This window comes from Acidovorax sp. 100 (assembly GCF_003688355.1).
GTDB lineage: Bacteria > Pseudomonadota > Gammaproteobacteria > Burkholderiales > Burkholderiaceae_C > Acidovorax > Acidovorax delafieldii.
In genome coordinates, this window is record NZ_REFD01000001.1 from 1,181,722 (window position 1) to 1,201,762 (window position 20,041).

A 20,041-nucleotide genomic window follows, 5' to 3' on the forward strand; every position below is an offset into this window, starting at 1 on the left:
CACGCGCTCGCGGCGGGGCGACCCTTGCTCGGCGTCCCCTGGCCTGGGCCGCTCCAGTCACACAGGCAGCCAGCTTCTGGGCCGTGTTTTCAGGGGTGAGGCCATGACCGAGGTGCGCAGCAGCGAAGCCGACGCCTCGCGGTTCCGGGTGCGCGCCGTGGTGGTGGGCCTGGTGGTGATGGCGGCGTTCTGCCTGGTGGCGGCGCGTCTGGTGTACCTGCAGGTGGTGCGGCATGAGGACCTGGCAGCCCAGGCGGAGAGCAACCGCACGGCCGTGGTGCCCATCGTGCCCAACCGGGGGCTCATCTTGGACCGCAACGGCGTGGTGCTGGCCACCAACTATTCGGCCTACACGCTGGAGATCACGCCCTCGCGTGCCGGCGTGCTGGACGAGACCATCGATGCCCTGTCCAAGGTGGTGGACATCCAGGCGCGTGACCGCCGCCGCTTCAAGCGGCTCATGGAAGAGTCGCGCAACTTCGAATCCCTGCCCATCCGCACCCGCCTGACGGATCAGGAGGTGGCGCGTTTCACCGCCCAGCGCTACCGCTTTCCGGGTGTGGACATCAAGGCGCGGCTGTTTCGCAACTACCCGCTGGGCGACGTGGCCAGCCATGCGATTGGCTACATCGGACGCATCAACCAGACCGAGAAGGCCCGCATCCAGGACTCGGAGGACGAGGCCAACTACCGGGGCACGGAGTACATCGGCAAGCTCGGCATCGAGCACAGTTTCGAGTCGGCCCTGCATGGCGCGACAGGTGTGGAGCAGATGGAAACCTCGGCGGGTGGCCGTGCTGTGCGCAAGCTCTCCAGCCACGCCGCCACCCCCGGCGACAGCGTGATGCTGTCCATCGACATCAAGCTGCAAAAACTCATCGAAGAGCTGTATGGCAGCCGCCGTGGAGCGCTGGTAGCGATCGACCCGCGCAATGGCGAGATCCTGGCGCTGGTGAGCAAGCCCACCTTCGACCCCAACCTGTTTGTCGAAGGCATTGACGCCGAAAACTGGGCCGCGCTCAATGAGTCCATCGACAAGCCGCTGCTCAACCGCGCCCTGCGCGGCACCTATCCGCCCGGCTCCACCTACAAGCCCTTCATGGCGCTGGCGGCGTTGCAGCTGAACAAGCGCTCGCCCAGCCTGGTGGTGAACGACCCCGGCTTCTACACCTTCGGCGGCCACACCTTCCGCAGCCACGAGGGCGGGCTGGGGGGCGTGGACATGCACCGTGCCATCCAGTTCTCCAGCAACACCTACTTTTATTCGCTGGCCGTGGACATGGGTGTGGATGCCATCCACGACTTCATGAAGCCGCTGGGTTTCGGCCAGTCCACGGGCATCGACCTCAACGGCGAAGTGCGGGGCACGCTGCCCAGCACCGAGTGGAAGCGCAACACCTACAAACGCGCCGACATGAAGCGCTGGTTCCCGGGCGAAACGGTGTCGCTGGGCATTGGGCAGGGCTACAACAATTTCACGATGCTACAGCTAGCACTGGCCGAGGCCACGCTGGCCAACGGAGGCATCCGCTATCGCCCCCACATGGCCAAGGCGGTGAAGAATGCGGTCACCGGCGCCATCACCGAGATCGTGCAGCCCCCTGGCATCAACCTGGGCTACCAGGCCAAAAACGTGGAGCTGGTGCGCAATGCCTTGGTGGCGGTGAACAAGGGCGGCACAGGCACGCGGGTGTTCATGGGCGCGCCCTACACCTCGGCCGGCAAGACGGGCACCGCCCAGGCCGTGACCATGGGCCAGAACGTGAAGTACAACGCCAAGGCGCTGGAGGAGCACCAGCGCGATCACTCGCTGTTTGCGGCCTTTGCCCCGGCCGAGAACCCCACCATCGCCCTGGCCGCCATTGTGGAGAACGCAGGCTTTGGTGCTGCCCACGCCGCTCCGATTGCGCGGCGCGTGTTTGACTATTGGCTGCTGGGCGAGTACCCCAGCGAAGAAGACATCGCCGCCGTGCAAAAGGGCCTGGCCAGTGCGCCCATGGGCAAGCCCCGCAAGGCCAGCGAGGTGCCGTTGGTCGCTCCTTGATCCGGCACTGGATTGCAATCAAATTGATAGCTATTGGCGCAGTATCGACTAGCGCTACAAGCTGTTTTTGCTTCAAAAGCGCCTGCTAGGCACCGGCAGCGCGCGGTGACGGCTGAAGCTGGCTGAACACCAGCGCCGCCACAATCAGCGCCGCCCCGCTCAGCCCGGCCCAGCCCAGCTGCTCACCCAGCAACATCCACGCCGTGAGTGCGGCAAACACCGGCTCCAGCCCGAACACGATGGCGCTGCGCATGGCGTCCACGCGCTGCTGGCCCCAGGCCTGCAGCGTCACCACCACCACGCTGGCCAGCAGGCCCAGGTACAGCAGGGCCAGCAAGGCGTCCACCGGCAGCTGGGCGGCAGAGTGCAGCCACTCCATGTTGCCGCTTTGCACCAGCAACAGCGCAGTGGAGGCCAGTGCCATCACTGTGGCCTGCGCGGCGGCCATGCGGGTGGCACGCAGGGGCTGTGCGGCCGTGCGGCGCGCGCATTCCTCCAGCGCCAGGATGTACAGCGCATAGAACACGGTGCTGGCCAGCGTCAGCGTATCGCCCAGGTTCCAGGGCTCGTTCTCGTGGAACATCAGCGCCATGCCTGCCAGCGCCATCACGCAGGCGCCCCACAGCCGCCAGCCGTAGCGCCGCCCCAGCGCTGCCATGGCGATCAGCGGCACCACCAGCACGTTGAGCCCGGTGACAAAGGCATTGCGGTTGCTGCTGGTGCGCGCGAGGCCCTCGATCTGCAGCCAGAACGCCAGGAACAGCAGCAACCCCAGCGCGCAGCCCCAGCGCCGCTCGTGGCGCAGCATGCCGCGCCACAGCGGCGCCAGCACCAGCAGTGCGATCACAAACCGCAGCCAGATGATCTGCAGTGCGTCGAGGTGCGCCGAGAGCAGTTTCATCGCCGGGAAGGTGGTGCCCCACACCACGGTCACAGCCAGCAGGGCCATCAGGCCCCAGCGTTCAGTACGCATTGGAAGAATTCTCCAAACCAATAAGAACCTGTTCAAAGAAAAAGGGCCACCGGTTGCCCGGTGGCCTCTGCTTTGCAGAGTGTGCAGCGTGCCCGTTCAGTGGCTGACCTGGCCCAGGAACGCGCGGATGCGGTCGTTGGCCGGGTTGCTGAAGAACTCCTGCGGCGGGGCATCGTGCGCGATACGACCCTGGTCGAAGAACATCACCCGGTCGGCCACCTCGCGCGCAAAGCCCATTTCGTGGGTCACCACGATCATGGTCATGCCACCACGGGCCAGGCCACGCATCACGTCCAGCACTTCCTTGACCATCTCGGGGTCGAGGGCCGAGGTGGGCTCGTCAAACAGCATCACCTTGGGTTGCATGGCCAGTGCGCGTGCAATGGCCACCCGCTGCTGCTGCCCGCCCGACAGCTGCCAGGGGTACTTGTGTGCATGGTCCTGCATGCCCACGCGGCGCAGCAGCTGCATGGCCTCGTCGTTGGCCTGGGTGCGCGGGGTGCGGCGAATGCGGCGGGGCGCCAGCGTCACGTTGTCCAGCACGCTCATGTGGCCGAACAGGTTGAACTGCTGAAACACCATGCCCACCTCGCAGCGCTGGCGCTGCAGGGTGGTGAGGTCGTCGCACACCTCGACGCCATCGATGGTGATACGCCCGCTGTCGTGGGGCTCCAGGCGGTTGATGGCGCGCAACAGCGTGCTCTTGCCCGAGCCCGAGGCGCCAATGATCACCGTCACCTCGCCGGTGTGGAACACGGTGGACACGTCCTTGAGCACCTGGTGCGCGCCAAACGACTTGCACACGCGCTCGGCCACGATGTAGGGCTTGGGTGGAACGTTGGAGTTCATTGGTTGCGGCCCTCCACGTCAAAGCGGTACTCGACGGCGTTGGAGATCTGTGTGACCAGTGTGGTCAGCAGCAGGTAGGTGATGGCCACCGTGGTCAGCGTGGCGATGGGCTGGAACGTGGCCGACTGGATGCGGTTGCCCACGTTGGTCAGCTCCACCACGCCGATGGCGTAGGCCAGAGAAGAGTCCTTGAGCAGCGCCACAAAGTTGCTCACCAGCGGCGGCAATGAAATCTTGAACGCCTGCGGAAACACCACGTCCATGAACACATGCATGCGGCCCAGGCCCAGCGCCCGGGCGGCCTCGGTCTGCCCGCGTGGCACGGCCAGCAGGCCTGCGCGCAGCGCTTCGGCGTTGTAGGCACCCACATTGAGTCCCAACGCCACGACGGCGGCGGCAAAGTCGGGCAGGTTCAGCCCTGGCACCAGCACCGGCAGCGCAAAGTACACAAACAGGATCTGCACCAAGAGCGGTGTGCCGCGAATGGCCCAGATGTACACGCCAGCAATCCAGCGCACGGGCGTCCAGCGGGCGGTGCGGGCCAGCGCCGCAGCTGTGCCCAGCACCAGGCCCACGGCACCGCTGACCAGCGTGAGCCACAGCGTGGTGCGCGCACCTTCAGAAAACGCCTGGGCATTGGGGCCGATGGGGTCAGGGAAGAACGACAGCAATTGGCCCAGCAACGAGAGGGCCAGCACCATCACCACCAGTGCAGCGACCAGCGTGGCATTGCTGCGCTGCTGTCGGGACCAGCTTTGTGGCCAAAGAGCGAGAAGCATGGATCAGACGACCAGAAGGTCTTGGTTGGAAATCGGACTGGGGCAGGGCGATCATGCACCCGCCACCAGAAACGGCAAAGGGTGCGCAGCAGGCCCGAGCCCTCTGCGCACCCGCAAGAACCTGGTCAAGATCTTGACCAGGTTCTAAGCCATCACATCAGTTGCAGCGCACGTCTTCGTTGAAATACTTCTTGGAGACGGCGGCGTAGCTGCCATCGGCCAGCACTTCGGTGAACGCCTTGTTCCAGGCATCGGCCAGGCCGGTGTTGCCCTTGGCCATGGCGGGGGCGATGCGCTCGATGAACAGCATGTCGCCCAGCTTGAAGCCGGCTTTGGCGTTCTTGGCAGCGGCTTCCTTGGCCACGAACTTGTCGCTGACCCAGGCGTCCACGCGCTTGGAGATCAGGGCACGCTGGGCGTCGGTGTCTTGCGGGAAGTTCTTCACTTCCTTCACGCCGCTGACCTTCTTGACCTGCTCCAGGTAGCTGGTGCCGGTCTGCACGGCCACGACCTTGCCGGTCAGGTCCTTGGCGTTGCGGATCTTGTCGTCCATGGCCACGATGATGCCGCCCGAGCAGTAATGGGGATTGGCAAAGGTCACGGCCTTGGAGCGCTCGTCGGTCACACCGTGCGAGGCGATCACGGCGTCCCAGCGGTTCTGGCCCAGGCCGGTCAGCAGGGCGTCAAAGCCCAGGGTCTTCCATTCGAGCTTCAGGCCCATCTTCTTGACCACCAGCTCCGCCACTTCCACCTCAAAACCCGTCAGCTTGGTGCCTTCGAAATAGTTGAAGGGAGCGAACTGGCCCTCGGTGGCCACGATGATCTTGCCGTCCTTCTTGACTTCGTCTAGCGTGCGGGCCTGGACGGCGAGGGCAGCGCACAGCGCCACGGTGGTGACAACGGCAGACTTGAAAAATTGCATGACAGGTTCCTGCGGGGGTGGTTCAGGTACAAAAAATCCGGCCTGCGGGTAGGCAGGCCGGAGCGGGTGGATGCGGACATCGCCATTGGCGATGGGCCTCGTCATCAAACGGAAACGTGCGGAAATTATAGGACGCGCGTTCACATTGGGGCCATGCAGGGCAACCCCGATGACCTCGGAGCGCCCTGGTGGTAGGCCTTGCAGGGCGTTGCAAGTTGGGTGCCACCCTGGCAACCGACACCTGGTGCGTGAAGAGCAGGCCTACCGCAGAAAGGCGTCGTACCCCGTCTTCAGGATCAGCGTGCTCACCACCACGATGAAGATGCCCCGCACAAAGCCGGTGCCATGCTTGAGCGCCATGTGGGTGCCGAGCAGGCTGCCCAGCACGTTGGCCACGGCCAGCGTCACCGCAAAGTGCCACCACACATGGCCCTTGGCGGCAAACAGCGCAATCGCGGCAATGTTGGTGGCGCAGTTGAGCAGCTTGGCAGACGCCGACGCATTCAGAAAGTCGTAGCCCAGCAGCCGCACGAACAAGAAGACGAAGAAGCTGCCCGTGCCGGGGCCAAAGAACCCGTCGTAAAAGCCGATGAGCACACCAATCAGGCAGGCGGCGATCACCTCTGCCCTGCCGGCAAACCGGGGGGTGTGGTGCCGCCCCAGTTCCTTCTTGGCCAGGGTGTAGAGCAGCACGCCCAGCAGCACCAGGGGCAGCAGCTTGCGCAGGAAGTCGGCCGACACCACGGTGACGGCCCAGGCGCCCACGAACGAGCCGGCAAAACCGGCGGCTGCGGCCGGCAGCATGGCCGACCAGCGGATCTGCACCTTGCGGCTGTATTGCCAGGTGGCCATGGCGGTGCCCCAGACCGAGGCCGCCTTGTTGGTGCCCAGCAGGGTGGCGGGGGGCGCCCCCGGAAAAGCTGCAAACAGCGCGGGCACCATCACCAGTCCACCGCCTCCCACGATCGCATCCACAAAGCCCGCGAGCAGCGAGGCCAGGGTCATCAAAATCCATTCCATCGCAGGATTGTCGCACCGGGCCTGCTATCGATTCAGGACCGCTCAGGATCGAGCGGGCAAGAAAAAGGCGCTGGGATCGCCAGCGCCTGAAAGGGTTCACACCTCGTTGGGTGTTTTGAATGTGGTTCTTGGTAGAAAGGTTGTCTCCTCGGGCCCCTCGCTTGGCACACCGAAGCGCGCTTTCGAGTGCCGTGACTGTAACGGCTGCACCCTGCTGGTGCATTGGGGGTTTCCCGCCCCCCGTTATTGGGCGCCGGACGGCTTGCGGGGGCGCCCGGTGCCCCGATTCGGTGGCAACTGGCTGGCATGGCTCGTGCAATGCGCTTGTAACAAATTGCGAAAGGGAGCGTGCATGCGTGCAGTCAACCACCGGGTGTTTGCGGTCGTGTCGTTGTGTCTGGGGCTGTGCACCTGCGCGCTGGCCCAGGGCGTGCCAGAGGCGCCTGCAGTCGCGGCGCCCCTCACGCGCCCCGCCTTGGTGGCCCAGGACACGGTGAATGCAGCCCATACCGGCTGGATGATGACCTCCACCGCCCTGGTGCTGCTGATGACGCTGCCAGGCATTGCGCTGTTTTACGCAGGCATGGTGCGCAGGAAGAACGTGCTCAACACCATGGCCAGCGTGGTGGCCATTGCAGCGCTGGTCAGCCTGTTGTGGTTTGCGGCGGGGTATTCACTGGCCTTCACACCGGGCAGCGCCTGGCTTGGCGGCTGGGACCGTGCTGGCTTTGCCGGGCTCGACTTTCAGCTGGAGGCGGGCAAGCTGGCCGTGAGCCACATTGCGCCGCTGATCCCGGAGTCGGTGTACGCGATGTTCCAGCTCACCTTTGCCATCATCACGGCCGCGCTGCTGGTGGGCGCGTTTGTGGAACGCATGCGGTTTTCGGCCATGCTCGTCTTCATCAGCCTGTGGACACTGGTGGTCTATGCGCCCGTGGCGCACTGGGTGTGGGAGCCGGGTGGCTGGCTGGCGCAGATGGGCGCGCTGGATTTTGCGGGTGGCTCGGTGGTGCACGTGAACGCGGGCGTGGCGGGGCTGGTGTGCGCCTGGTTTCTGGGCCGCCGCGCGGGGTATGGGCGCGAGCCGTTTGAGCCCTACAACCTGGGGCTCACCATGGCGGGCGCGGGCATGCTGTGGGTGGGCTGGTTTGGCTTCAACGCGGGCTCTGCGGTCGCGGCCGATGGGCGCGCCGGGCTGGCCATGGCAGTGACGCACCTGGCCGCTGCGGCCGGTGCGCTGTCGTGGATGCTGGGTGAGTGGGTGGTGCGCGGGCGCCCGTCGCTGCTGGGGCTGTGCTCCGGCCTGGTGGCGGGGCTGGTGGCCATCACACCTGCCGCCGGTTTTGTCACGCTGCGCTCGGCCGTGGTGATTGGGCTGGTGGCCGGGCTGGCCTGCTACTGGGGCGCGACGGGGCTCAAGCGGCTGCTGCGGGTGGATGACTCGCTCGATGTGTTTGGCGTGCATGGCGTTGGCGGCATCGTGGGGTCGCTGCTCACCGGTGTGCTGGCCAGCAAGACCGTGGGCGGGGTGGCGGGCAGCCTGCTGACCCAGGCCATCGGCGTGGGCGCCGTGGCGGCCTACAGCCTGGTGGTGACGGCCGCGCTGCTGTGGGTCATCAACTTTGCGATGGGCCTGCGGGTGGACGAACAGAGCGAACAGACGGGGCTGGACATTGCCCAGCACCGCGAGCGCCTGGGCGGCTGAATGAGCCCCGAGAGACCCGGCAGGCCTTCCCCGCTCCCGCATCGTTGTGCAACGCGGGCCAGCGGGTGCAGTCCGATGGATGACCCCAATGCATTAAGGAGCCGACCATGTCCGATTCCGACAAGCTGGCAATTGCCGCCCACCTGCATGTGCTGTTGCGGCGCAAAACGGGTCGCGTGACCGATACCGAATGGATGGCGGTCAACGCCGACTATGCGCAGGAGATCGTGCGGTTCGCGCGCCAGCGCGCTGTAGACGACAACGCGCCCGATCTGGCTGAGTGGGCCGACCGCCTGGAGCACGCCCTGCACGCCACTCCCCTTGCAGCGCCGCGCCGTCCGCTGCTGGACGTGGCGGCGCAGGCTGTGCGCTCGCGCCCCGTACCGACGCCTGAGCCCGCCCCCGAGGTGCCGCGCTATGTGGGCGGCATCCGCTGAACGCTGCAGCGACCTGGGCGCCAGGGCTTGCAAAGATCAGTGGGGCGCCGTGCCTTGCGTGAACAGCCCGGCCGTGGGCAGCAGCCCGGTCAGCTGGTTGTCGCCGTAGGTGCGCAGCACCTGCGCAATCACCACCTGGTAGCCATTGAGCCACTGCGCCTGCGCGGCCTTGGCCTTCAGGTGCGCGGGGTGTTGCATCAGCGTTTGCAAGGCTTCCAGCGACTGCCAGTAGTACACGTTGGATACCAGGACGTTGCCCGTGTCCGTCCAGGACTCCTCGCCCAGGTAGCCGTCGATGGAACGGGCGGCGGTGGCAATCGCCTCGTCCAGGCGGTGAAAGGCGTCGTCGAACTGTTTGGTCGCAAAGATGAAAGTGGAGGAGTACATCGGCGCGATGGTACTCACGCCGCCCGCCTTGCCTGGATGATCCACTCCGCCGCCTTCTCCGCCATCATCAGCGTGGGCGAGTTGGTGTTGCCGCTGGTGATGGTGGGCATGGCGCCCGCATCCACCACGCGCAGGCCGGCCACCAGGCCGCCGCGCCCATTGCGCACGCGCAGTTGCGCGTCCAGCACGGCCATCGGGTCGCCGTCGCGGCCCATCTTGATGGTGCCCACGGGGTGGAAGATGGTGGTGGCAATGTCACCCGCCAGGCGCGCCAGGTCTTCGTCGCTTTCAAACTGCACGCCGGGCTTCCACTCCTGCGGCTGGTATTTGGCCAGCGCGGGCTGGGCCACGATGCGGCGCGTGACGCGCAGGCTGTCGGCGGCCACCTGGCGGTCTTCGGGCGTGCTGAGGTAGTTGGGCGTGATGGCGGGCGCGGCCTTGAAGTCGGCGCTCTTGATGTTCACCGTGCCCCGGCTGGTGGGGTTGAGGTTGCACACGCTGGCGGTGAAGGCCGGAAAGCTGTGCAGAGGCTCGCCAAACGCATCGAGCGACAGGGGCTGCACGTGGTACTCGATGTTGGGATAGGGCTGGTCGGGGCTGCTGCGGGTGAACGCACCGAGCTGCGAAGGCGCCATGCTCATGGGCCCGCTGCGCTTGAGCGCATATTCGAGCCCGATCTTGGCCTTGCCGACCAGCGAGTTGGCCATGGTGTTGAGCGTCTGCACCCCTTGCACCTTGAACACCGCGCGGATCTGCAGGTGGTCCTGCAGGTTGGCGCCCACGCCCGGCAGGTCCACCGCCACATCGATGCCATGCTGGCGCAGCAGTGTGGCGGGGCCGATGCCCGACAGCTGCAGCAGCTGGGGCGAGTTGACGGCGCCTGCGCTCAGGATCACCTCTCCCGCAGCGCGGGCCGTGACCATCTCGTGGCCGTCCCACACCAACACGCCGGTGCAGCGCTGGCTGCCATCGGGCTGGGTCTCGATGAGGAGCTTGGACGCCTGCGCGCTGGTCCACATCTCGAAGTTGGGCCGGCCATAGCAGGTGGGACGCAAAAAGGCCTTGGCGGTGTTCCAGCGCCAGCCGCTTTTCTGGTTGACCTCGAAATAGCCCACGCCTTCGTTGCTGCCGCTGTTGAAGTCGTCGGTGGCGGGGATGCCGGCCTGCTGCGCGGCGTGGGCAAAGGCGTCGAGCACGTCCCAGCGCAGGCGTTGCTTCTCCACCCGCCACTCGCCGGTGCTGCCGGTGGCCTTGTTGCCGTGCAGGCGTTTGAAATTTTCGTTCACGCCTCCGGGCTGGTCCAGGCGCCAGTGGTCTTCGTGGCGGCGGAAGTAGGGCAGGGCGTTGTCCCAGCGCCAGCTGGCGTCGCCCGTCAGCTCGGCCCACCGGTCATAGTCGCGCGCCTGGCCGCGCATGTAGATCATGCCGTTGATGCTGCTGCAGCCGCCCAGCGTCTTGCCACGTGGGTAGCGCAGGGTGCGGCCGTTCAGGCCCGCGTCGGGCTCGGTGTTGTAGAGCCAGTCGGTGCGCGGGTTGCCGATGCAGTACAGGTAGCCCACGGGGATGTGGATCCAGTGGTAGTCGTCCTTGCGGCCGGCCTCGATCAGCAGCACGCGGTGGCGGCCGTCGGCGCTCAGGCGGTTGGCGAGCAAGGCACCGGCCGTGCCTCCGCCGATGATGATGGTGTCAAACGTGGTGTCGCTCATGGAGGAGGGGCGGTGCCGATCAAAGGTGGTAACGGTGGGCCATTGTGCGGATGGGGGAGGCCCTGTCGATAGGGTGTGTGCCTATTGCTACATTTTTGGTAGCTGCTGATGCTTGAATTGATTGCGCTTGGCGCTGATTTGATAATAATTACACGCTTCGCCGCCTGTCTGTGCTTGACAGGCTCGTGTCCGACAGCGCGTGCAAGATTCGCTCCGCTACCATGCACGCTCTTCCTTGCTGCTTCTTGACGACCCCACCCCTGCGGCTGCCCTGGCGGCCAGACCCATGACCGACCACGCTCCCTACATCGTCCGCGCCGATACGCCCCAAGGGCCGTGTGCGCAGCTGCGTGGGCGCTGGGGTGCGGCCGAGCTGGGCAACGCGGCGCAGTGGGAGGCCGTGTCGGACCAACTGCGCAGCGCACCCCCCGCCCCCACCCTGGGCTGGGACCTGCGGGAGCTGCAGTGGCTGGACCATGTGGGCGCGCAACTGCTGTGGAACCACTGGCAGCACGCCTGGCCCGCACACCTGGCCTGCACCGACAGCCAGCGCACCATGCTGGCACGGGTGGCTCAGTTCACCTGTGTTGCACCGCCGCCTGAGCCTTGGCGCCTGGGCGAACAGGTCGACCACCTGGGCGTGCTGGTGCTGCACGGTGTGGACCACGCCCGCCACTTGCTGGAGATGGTGGGCCAGCTGGTGCTGGACCTGGGGCGCCTGGCGCGCGCACCGCGCAAGGGGCCGTGGCGTGATGTGTCCGGCCATCTGTACCGCATGGGCGCCACGGCGCTGCCCATCACGGCGCTGGTGGGGTTCCTCATCGGTGTGGTGCTGGCCTACCTGATGAGCCTGCAGCTGCGGCAGTTTGGTGCCGAGTCATTCATCGTCAACATCCTGGGCATCTCGCTGATCCGCGAGCTGGGGCCCATGCTGGCGGCCATCCTGGTGGCGGGCCGCTCCGGCTCGTCCATCACCGCACAGATCGGTGTGATGCGGGTGACCGAGGAGCTGGACGCCATGCGCGTGATGGGCATCCCGCACGGGTTCCGGCTGGTGATGCCGCGCACCTTGGCGCTGGCGCTGGCGATGCCGCTCATCAGCGTGTGGACCACGCTGGCGGCGTTGGCGGGCGGCATGCTGGCGGCCGACATCTCCATGGACATCTCGCCGTCGTACTTTGTGCAGGCACTGCCCGCAGCGGTAAAGATCGGCAACCTGGGCCTGGCCATGGCCAAGTCGGTGGTGTTTGGTGCGTTCATTGCGCTGATCGGCTGCCACTGGGGCCTGCGCGTCAAGCCCAACACCCAGAGCCTGGGCGAAGGCACGACGGCGTCGGTGGTGTCGTCCATCACCATGGTGATCATCGTGGACGCGCTGTTTGCCATAGCGTTCAAGAACATCGGCATATGACTGAGCGCATCGCCAAGCCCGAACACATCGCCGTCGCACCCGGCGAGCCGCCCATCGTGGATGTGCAAGGCCTCTGGACGCAGTTCGGCAAGGGCGACGAAACCTTCACCGTGCACCAGGACCTGAACTTCACCGTGCAGCGCGGCGAGATGCTGTCGCTGGTGGGCGGGTCGGGCACGGGCAAGACGGTGTTGCTGCGCCAGATCCTGGGCCTGGCCCGGGCCACGCGCGGGCAGGTCACCGTGCTGGGGCGGCCCGCGTCCGAGATGGGGCGCGAGGGGGCAGCCAGCCGGGTGGGCATGCTGTTCCAGCACGGTGCGCTGTTTTCGGCCTTCAACGTGCTCGACAACGTGGCCTTTGCGCTGCGCGAGCAGGGCACCTTGCCCGACGACCTGGTGCGCGATGCCGCGCTGGTCAAGCTGCAGATGGTGGGCCTGCAGCCCGAACACGCCACGCGCATGCCGGCCGACCTGTCGGGGGGCATGGTCAAGCGCGTGGCGCTGGCCCGCGCGCTCATCATGGACCCACCGCTGCTGCTGCTGGACGAGCCCACGGCGGGCCTGGACCCGAGCAGCTCCGACGACTTCTGCGCGCTGCTGCGCGAGCTGCGCGCGGCGCTGGGGCTCACGGTCATCATGGTCACGCATGATCTGGATACGCTGTTCGCGCTCAGCACCCGCGTGGCGGTGCTGGCGGACAAGAAGGTCATCGTCACTGGTCCGCCGCACGAGGTGGCGCACTTTTCGCATCCGTTCATCGAGCACTTCTTCATGGGCGAACGTGGCCAACGCGCCATGGCCCCCGTGCCCCCTGTGCAGCAGGCCCCGGTGCAGACCGCCGCCGTGCCTGCGCCCGACAAGGAACATCCCTGATGGAAAACAAATCCCACGCCCTCGCCGCAGGCATCTTTGTGCTGGTGGTGGCCGCCATGCTGGCAGGCCTGGCCATCTGGCTCACGCGTGACAACGCCAACTATGAGCAGTACGAACTCTCCACCCGCGACGGCGTGAGTGGCCTGCAGCCCCAGGCCACCGTTCGCTACAAGGGCGTGGCCGTGGGCAAGGTCACGCGCATCGGGTTCGACCCCCAGGTGAGCGGCAACGTGCTGATCCGTATTGCGGTCAACGAACAGGCGCCCATCAGCCCCACCACCTTTGCGGTGCTGGGCTACCAGGGCGTCACCGGCCTGGCACACGTGCAACTGGACGATGCCGAGAAGCCCTACCCCGAGCTGCCCCCCGGCCCCAGCGGCCTGCCGCGCCTGCCGCTCAAGCCCTCGCCGTTTGGCAAGCTGGCCGAACAGGCGCCCGCCATCCTCGGCCAGGTCGAAGAGGCCACGCGCCGCATCAACCAGCTGCTGGGCGACAACAACCAGCAAAAGCTCACCGAGGCGCTGTCCAGCATCGGCCAGGCCGCCAGCAGCGTCAACACCCTGACCCAGCGGCTCGATGCCACCGTGGCCCAGCGCCTGGACCCGGCCCTGGCCGCGCTGCCGCCCCTGGCCAGCGATGCGCGCCAGACCCTGCAGTCATTGCAGCAGGCGGGCGCCAGTGTGTCGGCCCTGGCGGTGGACTTGGGCAAGACCAACCAGCGGCTCAACGCCGACGGCGGCCCCATTGACCAGATCACCGCTGGCACCCAGTCGCTGGCGCGCGCAGCGGACCAGTTCAGCACCGCCACCCTGCCCCGAGTGAACCGCGCCGCCGACGACACGGCCCGTGCCGCCCGCCAGATGGGCCGCGCTGCGGGGGGCATCAGCGACAACCCGCAGTTGTTCATCTATGGCTCGGGGCGCATCCCGCCCGGGCCGGGTGAGCCAGGGTTTGGCGGCGCCCCGTGAGCTGGACCCCTCCCGCGCTGCATTGGTGGCGCAGGCCCTCTGTGAGGAGTGAACATGAATACTATTAAAAACATAGCAACCAAGGCATATTCATCTAGCGCTACCGTCCTGTGGGGCTGTGGTTTGGCGGCGGTGCTGCTGCTCACGGGCTGCTCGGCCCTGCCAGCGCCTCCGGCCCGCCCCGTGCTGTATGACTTTGGCCCCGGCCCGCTGGCCACCGTGCCCACCGACCGCCGTGCGCCCCTGCCTCCGCTGGCGATGGCCGACATGGACGCCCCCGGCCTGCCCGAGGGGGGGAACGCTGTGCTGTACCGCCTGGCCTATGCCGACGCCCAGCAGCTGCGCCCCTACAGCCAGGCCCGCTGGAGCCAGCCGCCTGCACAGCTGCTGCAGCAGCGCCTGCGCGAGCAACTGGGCCAGCGCCGCCCCGTGCTCAAGGCCGACGACGGCGCCGCCCAGGCTCGCGAGCCCGCCCAGGGCAACAAGTTGCCCCTGGTGCTGCGCACCGAGCTGGAGGAGTTCAGCCACCTGTTCACCAGCCCCAGCGACAGCGCCGGGGTGGTGCGCCTGCGCGCCACGGTGGTCGAGCTGACCCCGGCGGGCGAATCGCTGCGCGGCCAGCGCGTGTTCATCGTGCAGCAGCCCGCCAAGTCGGCCGATGCGGCAGGCGGCGTGGCCGCTTTGGCAGCGGCGTCGGGCCAGCTGGCCAGTGAGCTGGCAGCGTGGGTGGAGCAGGTGGGGCAGTAACGCAACAGGTCTTTGTGGCCAGAGCCTGCAGGCAAGGCGCTGGCTTTGGCCGTTGCGCCACGCAGCGCGCGTGGCCGTCAGGTGCCCGGCGGTGTCGGGGACGGGGGCGCGGTCTCATGGCGTTCAATGCCCGTCACCACCCGCGCATAGCGCGCAAAGCTCCAGTACGCCCAGGCCCAGTCCAGCAGCACCACCAGCCGGTTGCGAAAGCCGATGAGGAAGTACACGTGCGCAAACAGCCAGAACAGCCACGCAAAGTAGCCTGAAAACCGCACTGGCCCGGCGGGCGATGTGAGGTCCACCACGGCGGAGTTGCGGCCGATGGTGGCCAGGTTGCCGTAGTTGCGGTAGCGAAACGGCTGGGTGGGCTGGCCCGCCAGGCGGCGCAGGATGTTGGCCGCCGTGGCGCGGCCCATCTGCTTGGCGCCGGGCGACACGCCGGGCACGGGCGTGGGCTTATGGCCTGCCACGTGGCTCTTGGCGGCCGCCAGGTCGCCGATCACGCTGATCTCGGGGTGGCCGGACAACGTCAGGTCGGGCTCCACCACCACGCGGCCCGCGCGGTCGGTGCTGGCACCGGTGGCATCCGCCAAGTGGCGGCCCAGGGGTGACGCAGCCACGCCAGCGGCCCATACAATGCATTTGCTATTTATTTGATAGCTGTTTGCGCTTGATGTACTAGCGCTTGCAGGTGATTCGACCTTCAAGCCATCGCTGTCGATGGCGGTGACGCGGGCGCCCAGGCGCACGTCCACGCCCAGCTTTTCCAGTTGTTCCTTGGCGCGCTGACTCAGGGCCTCGGGCATGGCCTGCAGCACGCGTGCACCGCCTTCGAGCAGGATGATCTTCGCGCTCGCGGGGTCGATGTGGCGGAACTCGCCGGGCAGCGTGTGGCGCGCAATCTCTGCCAGCGTGCCGGCCATCTCCACGCCCGTGGGGCCTGCGCCCACGACCACAAAATTGAGCCAGTCTGCGCGGCGTACGGGGTCGGGCTCCTTCTCGGCCGCCTCGAACGCCAGCAGGACACGGCGGCGGATCTCGAACGCGTCGTCCAGCGTCTTGAGCCCGGGCGCATAGGCCGCCCACTCATCGCGGCCAAAGTAGCTGTGCGTGGCGCCGGCGGCCACGATGAGGTGGTCGTACGGCAGCGTGGCGCCGTCTGCCAGATGCACGGACTGCTGGCCCACGTCGATGCGGATGACCTCGCCCAGCAAGGTGGTCACGTTGCGCTGCTGCCGGAACAGGTGCCGAATGGGCGCCGCAATGGCCGGGGCCGACAGCCCGGCCGTGGCCACCTGGTAGAGCAGGGGCTGGAAGAGGTGGTGGTTGGTCTTGTCGACCAGGGTCACATCCACCGCCGCGCCTTGGAGGGCCCGGGCGGCTTCAAGGCCGCCGAATCCGCAACCGATGATGACCACGCGGGGGCGAAGCGGGGCAGCAGAGGGAGTCGTCATGCTGCCATTATTGGGGAGCCGTGGAGGCCCCAGGCCCTTGCCGTGGTCGCGACCTGCAGGCCCCCGGGTCACGGGGGCTCCATCGAGTCACAGGAACCCCAGGTCCACCGGGTAGTCCGGCCGCCCCGCCGCTGCGCCAAAGTGCGTGATGTTGGGCAGCACTCCCGCCATTTCGTTGTCGGCCACGCCAAACCACTTGGCCAGGGTGGCGGCGTACTGGTCCACCGAGGTGGACGGCAGCAGGCGGCCCTGGCCCACGTGCCACTGGTCTTCGGGGGCTGCGGTGCTGCCCACACTCACCGGCGGCGCGCTGCCGTAAAAGGCCTTGCCCTTGACCGCGCCGCCCACCATCAGGTGGTGGCTGCCCCAGCCGTGGTCTGAGCCGTCGCCATTGGAGCTGAGCGTGCGGCCAAAGTCGGAGGCGGTGAAAGCCGTGACTTTATCGGCCACTCCCAACTCCACGGTGGCGTTGTAGAACGCCGTCATGGCCTCGCTCACACGCTGCAGCAGGCCGGGCTGTTGCGCGATGAGGTTGTCGTGCAGGTCAAAGCCGCCCAGTGACACCATAAACACTTGCCGCTTGCTGCCCAGGGTGCTGCGCGCACCAATGAGGCGCGCCACCATCTTGAGCTGGTTGGCCAGGGAGTTGTTGCTGGGGAAGGTGGTAGCCAGCGTCACGCCAGCGAGACCGTTGGTGATCTGGCTTTCGGCCGCCACGGCGCGGGTGGTCACGCGGTTGTACTCGTTCTCCAGCGTCTGCGCGCGTGGCTGCTGGATCAGCGAAGTCAGTGCGCTCTGCACGGCAGATGACCCGTAGACCCGGTTCTTCACACCATTGATGGCCACGGCCCCATTGGTGCTGACCTGGTACTGCAGCGCCGAGTCGCCCGACAGGAACACCGCATTGCCCGTGACCGAGATGCAGGTGAACAGCGAATTGCCGTTGGAGGACAGCGCCAGGTCACCAATGTTGCCACCCCAGCCCACGGTGGAGCCCTCGGGCGAGGACGATTGCCATACCGACTGCTGGTCGTTGTGCGAGAACAGCTTGGGCGGCACCGGGTAGGTGGCGCGGTCGGCACTGTTGTACTGGGCGCGCGTCAGCGGTACCACCAGCGGGCCCACGTTGAGCTGCACGGCCGCCTTGCCGCTGTTGAACAGGCCGGCCAGCCCCGTCATGGCCGGGTGCAGCGCGTACTGGCGGCCACCGGGCAGGGGGACGGTGGGCGTCAGCAGCGTGGGGGTGAGGTCCGCTTTGGCGAGCGCGATTCCGCCAGCGCTCTGACCCGCCCCACCGCCCCGGATGGCGCTGTAGCGTGTGTAGCTGTCGTCGTCATAGGTGATGACGGTGTTGGCATAGTCGTTGCCGCCGTACAGGAATACGCAGACCAGCGCCTTGTAGTCCGTGGCGTTGAAGGCTGCCGCCTCTCCCATGGCAGCCAGGTTGAGCGCAAAGGGCAGGGCTGTGCCCGCAAGGCCCAGCTGGGTGGAGCGGCGCAGAAACGCGCGGCGGGTGTGGAGTTCGGGTTGAAGCAGGTGCATGGCAGGGCTTACTTTTGAACGAGGTATTCGGCCGAAGCCATCACCAGAAAAATGGCGGCTGCTACACGGTCGAGCTTGACGGCGTCGGTGCTTGCGGCGGTGACGGGCGTTGCCTTCAGCGCGTCCGTAATGAGCTTGACGGTGGCTGCGGACAACTGGCCTGCGCACATCAGCAGGTTGATGCGTGCGACCAGCGCGTCCGCATCCGCCACGATGGCCAGCTCGTTGGCGTAGCTGGCCTTGATGTCGTATCCGTTGTTGGCGGTGCTGCCGTTGTTGGGCAGTTCGGGGGCATTCACGTAGATGCCGTTGCGGATCACGCCCTGCATGTAGTTGAGGTAGCCCCCCACGCTGCTCTCATTGACCAGCTGGAATTCGGGGGCTACAGCGCCTGCGGTAGCCAATGCCGTGGACGGCGGCACATAGCCGGGCCGGAAGAAATTGAACACGGAGGGAGATCGCAGTGGGCTTTGGCCCAAACGGGACCCCAGATCGCTCAGGTCGCCAATCTTCCAGGTGCCTCGGGCGGAGTTCAATCCAAAGGTGCGGCCCCATTGCACAAAACGCAGCATGGGCTCGCGCAGCTTGCCGAAGGTCGGCTGAGTAAGCCCTGCCGGTGAGCGGGCCTCGTCGTCCAGCAGGATAGCCATGATCACCGCACGCATGTCGCCGCGCACCCCCGCCCCGTTGTTGTTGAACACTGATGCCACTCGCGCCACATAGCCAGGCGATGGGTTGCTGGTGACCAGGCGCTGGATGAGCTGCTTGCCAATGAACGGGCCCACGTTGGGGTGGTTGAAAAGCGTATCCAGCGCGCTCTTGAGGGCGGCTGCGCCCGGCGTGTTGGCGGGTATGGTGGCGCCCAGGAAAGTGGCCGCCAGGGTGGAGTGGCGAGACGCATTGAGCGCCATCGGAAGGCGCGTGTAGGTAGTGTTGGGGACCACGCGCGTCGTACCTGGAACCGTGATCGGAACGTTTTGTGACTGGTCGTAGTCGTAGCCTGTGAACACCCGTGCCAGGTTGGTCACGTCATTCATGGTGTAGCTATCGATGGGTTTGCCGTTGCCGTCCAGTCTGGGCGTGCCATCAAGATTCAGCTCTACCAGCCCGATGGACATGAGCTGCATCACCTCACGCGCGTAGTTCTCGTCGGGCTGTCGGCCGGTGGCAGCGTTTTCCTTCTGGTTGCCGCGGGTGTTGAGGTAGTAGCCCATGGCGGCGTTCAGCGTCACGTTTTCCAGCACGGAGCGGTAGTTGCCAAACGCGTTGTTCACCAACTGGTCCCAGTACCAGGCCATCGCATGGCAGCGCCAATTGATATCCACGCCATTGGTGGAGACCACGCAGATCTCCGAGAGTGCGAGCGCAACGCGCTTTCGCAGGCCATCGGTTGACTTCATGAGCTGATACCAGATCATGTAATCGGCGGGGTAGGAGTTGTCGTAGTAAGCCGTGTCGTTGCTGACAGCTGCATAGCCGCGATCATTCAGCCAGTCCCAGCCGCTGGCGCCCGGGTGTCCATTGAATTGTCTGCTCAGCCAATCGGCGTATGTGCTCGAGCGCAGCGCCGCTATCTCTTCCGTGGATGCCGAAAACTGGGCCTGCAGGAGAAACCGGGCCGCCTCGCTGTCGGTGGTCGGAGCGGGATAAGAAAACCCATCGGATATGGGCCGTGGCATGACCCCTCCGTCCAGCGCGCGCGTGGTGTTGTTGTCGGCACTTCCGCCTCCGCAGGCGGTCACTGCGCTGGCTGTCGCTAGTGCCGCTAAAAACGGCGCCGAACTACCTGGACGCTGGGCAGGAACGGAATCGGGGATGAAGGCGGCGCCCTCTGTTGTCTCTGCGACCTCGGTCGTCAGAGTTTCCGCGTATGAATTGGTCATGGTGATTGAGATGGAAACCCGCGCAAAGCAGAGTGCGCAGGCACGACTTAATCACATGCCGCGACCACTTGCAAACACAAGTGTTACCAAGAGAAACATTGCTGGAGGTTCCTTGAGAAGCAGGGCATCCGGTGATGGGCGGTTGCAACACTTTGTACCCCTGGTGAGCCCTTGTTGGGCATCCGCCAGAGGGCGGGCACCGTTGCATCGGCGATGTCCGTCACGCCCGTAGTCCTGTGCTGACGTGTGCTGCGTGGCATGGACTACGGCGCCATCGCCAGATCATTTTTACAGTGAATTCCATCGCATCACGCAAAGGTTCCACGCACTCCGAGTGGATGG

General features: G+C 66.4%; 17 protein-coding genes. 7 read left to right on the top strand and 10 right to left on the bottom strand.

Annotated elements, in window-relative coordinates; genetic code table 11:
* The first annotated feature begins 103 nt into the window (after positions 1-103).
* Positions 104-2,044, top strand: coding sequence for a penicillin-binding protein 2 (mrdA, locus tag C8C96_RS05520; RefSeq protein WP_116748637.1), 1,941 nt, complete (start codon positions 104-106; stop codon positions 2,042-2,044).
* Positions 2,045-2,129: 85 nt separating this feature from the next.
* Here the strand turns inward: mrdA and C8C96_RS05525 are convergent, their stop codons facing one another.
* From C8C96_RS05525 to C8C96_RS05545, 5 genes are all read right to left on the bottom strand, one after another.
* The gene (locus C8C96_RS05525) at positions 2,130-3,017 is read right to left on the bottom strand and encodes a DMT family transporter (protein ID WP_056057465.1); all 888 of its coding nucleotides are present in this window, start codon (positions 3,015-3,017) and stop codon (positions 2,130-2,132) included.
* Positions 3,018-3,113: 96 nt separating this feature from the next.
* Positions 3,114-3,866 (bottom strand): amino acid ABC transporter ATP-binding protein, encoded by a 753-nt coding sequence (locus C8C96_RS05530; protein WP_056057470.1) that lies wholly within the window; start codon positions 3,864-3,866, stop codon positions 3,114-3,116.
* A complete protein-coding gene (locus C8C96_RS05535) occupies positions 3,863-4,645 on the bottom strand; it encodes an amino acid ABC transporter permease (protein ID WP_056057473.1) in 783 nt (260 codons plus the stop codon). Before C8C96_RS05535 ends, C8C96_RS05530 begins: the two co-directional genes overlap by 4 nt.
* A gap of 157 nt (positions 4,646-4,802) precedes the next feature.
* Positions 4,803-5,567, bottom strand: coding sequence for an ABC transporter substrate-binding protein (locus C8C96_RS05540; protein ID WP_121941710.1), 765 nt, complete (start codon positions 5,565-5,567; stop codon positions 4,803-4,805).
* Between the two features lie 261 nt (positions 5,568-5,828).
* Positions 5,829-6,587 (bottom strand): TSUP family transporter, encoded by a 759-nt coding sequence (locus C8C96_RS05545; protein ID WP_015012153.1) that lies wholly within the window; start codon positions 6,585-6,587, stop codon positions 5,829-5,831.
* A 352-nt stretch (positions 6,588-6,939) separates the two neighbouring features.
* Between C8C96_RS05545 and C8C96_RS05550 the strand changes: the two genes are divergently transcribed.
* The gene (locus tag C8C96_RS05550) at positions 6,940-8,292 is read left to right on the top strand and encodes an ammonium transporter (protein WP_099731499.1); all 1,353 of its coding nucleotides are present in this window, start codon (positions 6,940-6,942) and stop codon (positions 8,290-8,292) included.
* Positions 8,293-8,399: 107 nt separating this feature from the next.
* On the top strand, positions 8,400-8,729 hold the full coding sequence (locus tag C8C96_RS05555; RefSeq protein WP_121941711.1) for a hypothetical protein: 330 nt from the start codon (positions 8,400-8,402) through the stop codon (positions 8,727-8,729).
* Positions 8,730-8,765: 36 nt separating this feature from the next.
* Here C8C96_RS05555 and C8C96_RS05560 read toward each other — a convergent pair whose 3' ends face one another.
* Both C8C96_RS05560 and C8C96_RS05565 read right to left on the bottom strand, forming a co-directional pair.
* Positions 8,766-9,116 (bottom strand): antibiotic biosynthesis monooxygenase, encoded by a 351-nt coding sequence (locus C8C96_RS05560; protein WP_121941712.1) that lies wholly within the window; start codon positions 9,114-9,116, stop codon positions 8,766-8,768.
* A gap of 14 nt (positions 9,117-9,130) precedes the next feature.
* Positions 9,131-10,822 carry a GMC family oxidoreductase gene (locus C8C96_RS05565; protein WP_121941713.1) on the bottom strand — a complete coding sequence of 564 codons (1,692 nt, stop codon included), beginning with the start codon at positions 10,820-10,822 and terminating at the stop codon, positions 9,131-9,133.
* 286 nt (positions 10,823-11,108) lie between these two features.
* Here C8C96_RS05565 and C8C96_RS05570 point away from each other — a divergent pair, with 286 nt between their 5' ends.
* The 4 genes from C8C96_RS05570 to C8C96_RS05585 are packed head-to-tail and all read left to right on the top strand — an operon-like array spanning position 11,109 to position 14,820.
* Positions 11,109-12,233, top strand: coding sequence for an ABC transporter permease (locus C8C96_RS05570; RefSeq protein ID WP_121943895.1), 1,125 nt, complete (start codon positions 11,109-11,111; stop codon positions 12,231-12,233).
* On the top strand, positions 12,230-13,105 hold the full coding sequence (locus C8C96_RS05575; RefSeq protein ID WP_121941714.1) for an ABC transporter ATP-binding protein: 876 nt from the start codon (positions 12,230-12,232) through the stop codon (positions 13,103-13,105). Before C8C96_RS05570 ends, C8C96_RS05575 begins: the two co-directional genes overlap by 4 nt.
* Positions 13,105-14,073, top strand: a complete 969-nt coding sequence (locus C8C96_RS05580; protein ID WP_121941715.1) for an MlaD family protein — start codon at positions 13,105-13,107, stop codon at positions 14,071-14,073. Before C8C96_RS05575 ends, C8C96_RS05580 begins: the two co-directional genes overlap by 1 nt.
* Before the next feature lie 54 nt (positions 14,074-14,127).
* Positions 14,128-14,820, top strand: a complete 693-nt coding sequence (locus C8C96_RS05585) for an ABC-type transport auxiliary lipoprotein family protein (RefSeq protein WP_121941716.1) — start codon at positions 14,128-14,130, stop codon at positions 14,818-14,820.
* A gap of 77 nt (positions 14,821-14,897) precedes the next feature.
* Here the strand turns inward: C8C96_RS05585 and C8C96_RS05590 are convergent, their stop codons facing one another.
* The 3 genes from C8C96_RS05590 to C8C96_RS05600 all read right to left on the bottom strand — a co-directional run bounded on the left by C8C96_RS05590 (position 14,898) and on the right by C8C96_RS05600 (position 19,495).
* On the bottom strand, positions 14,898-16,274 hold the full coding sequence (locus tag C8C96_RS05590) for an NAD(P)/FAD-dependent oxidoreductase (protein ID WP_121941717.1): 1,377 nt from the start codon (positions 16,272-16,274) through the stop codon (positions 14,898-14,900).
* 87 nt (positions 16,275-16,361) lie between these two features.
* Positions 16,362-17,816, bottom strand: coding sequence for a DUF1501 domain-containing protein (locus C8C96_RS05595; protein ID WP_121941718.1), 1,455 nt, complete (start codon positions 17,814-17,816; stop codon positions 16,362-16,364).
* Between the two features lie 8 nt (positions 17,817-17,824).
* On the bottom strand, positions 17,825-19,495 hold the full coding sequence (locus C8C96_RS05600) for a DUF1800 family protein (RefSeq protein ID WP_370107349.1): 1,671 nt from the start codon (positions 19,493-19,495) through the stop codon (positions 17,825-17,827).
* Positions 19,496-20,041 lie beyond the last annotated feature (546 nt).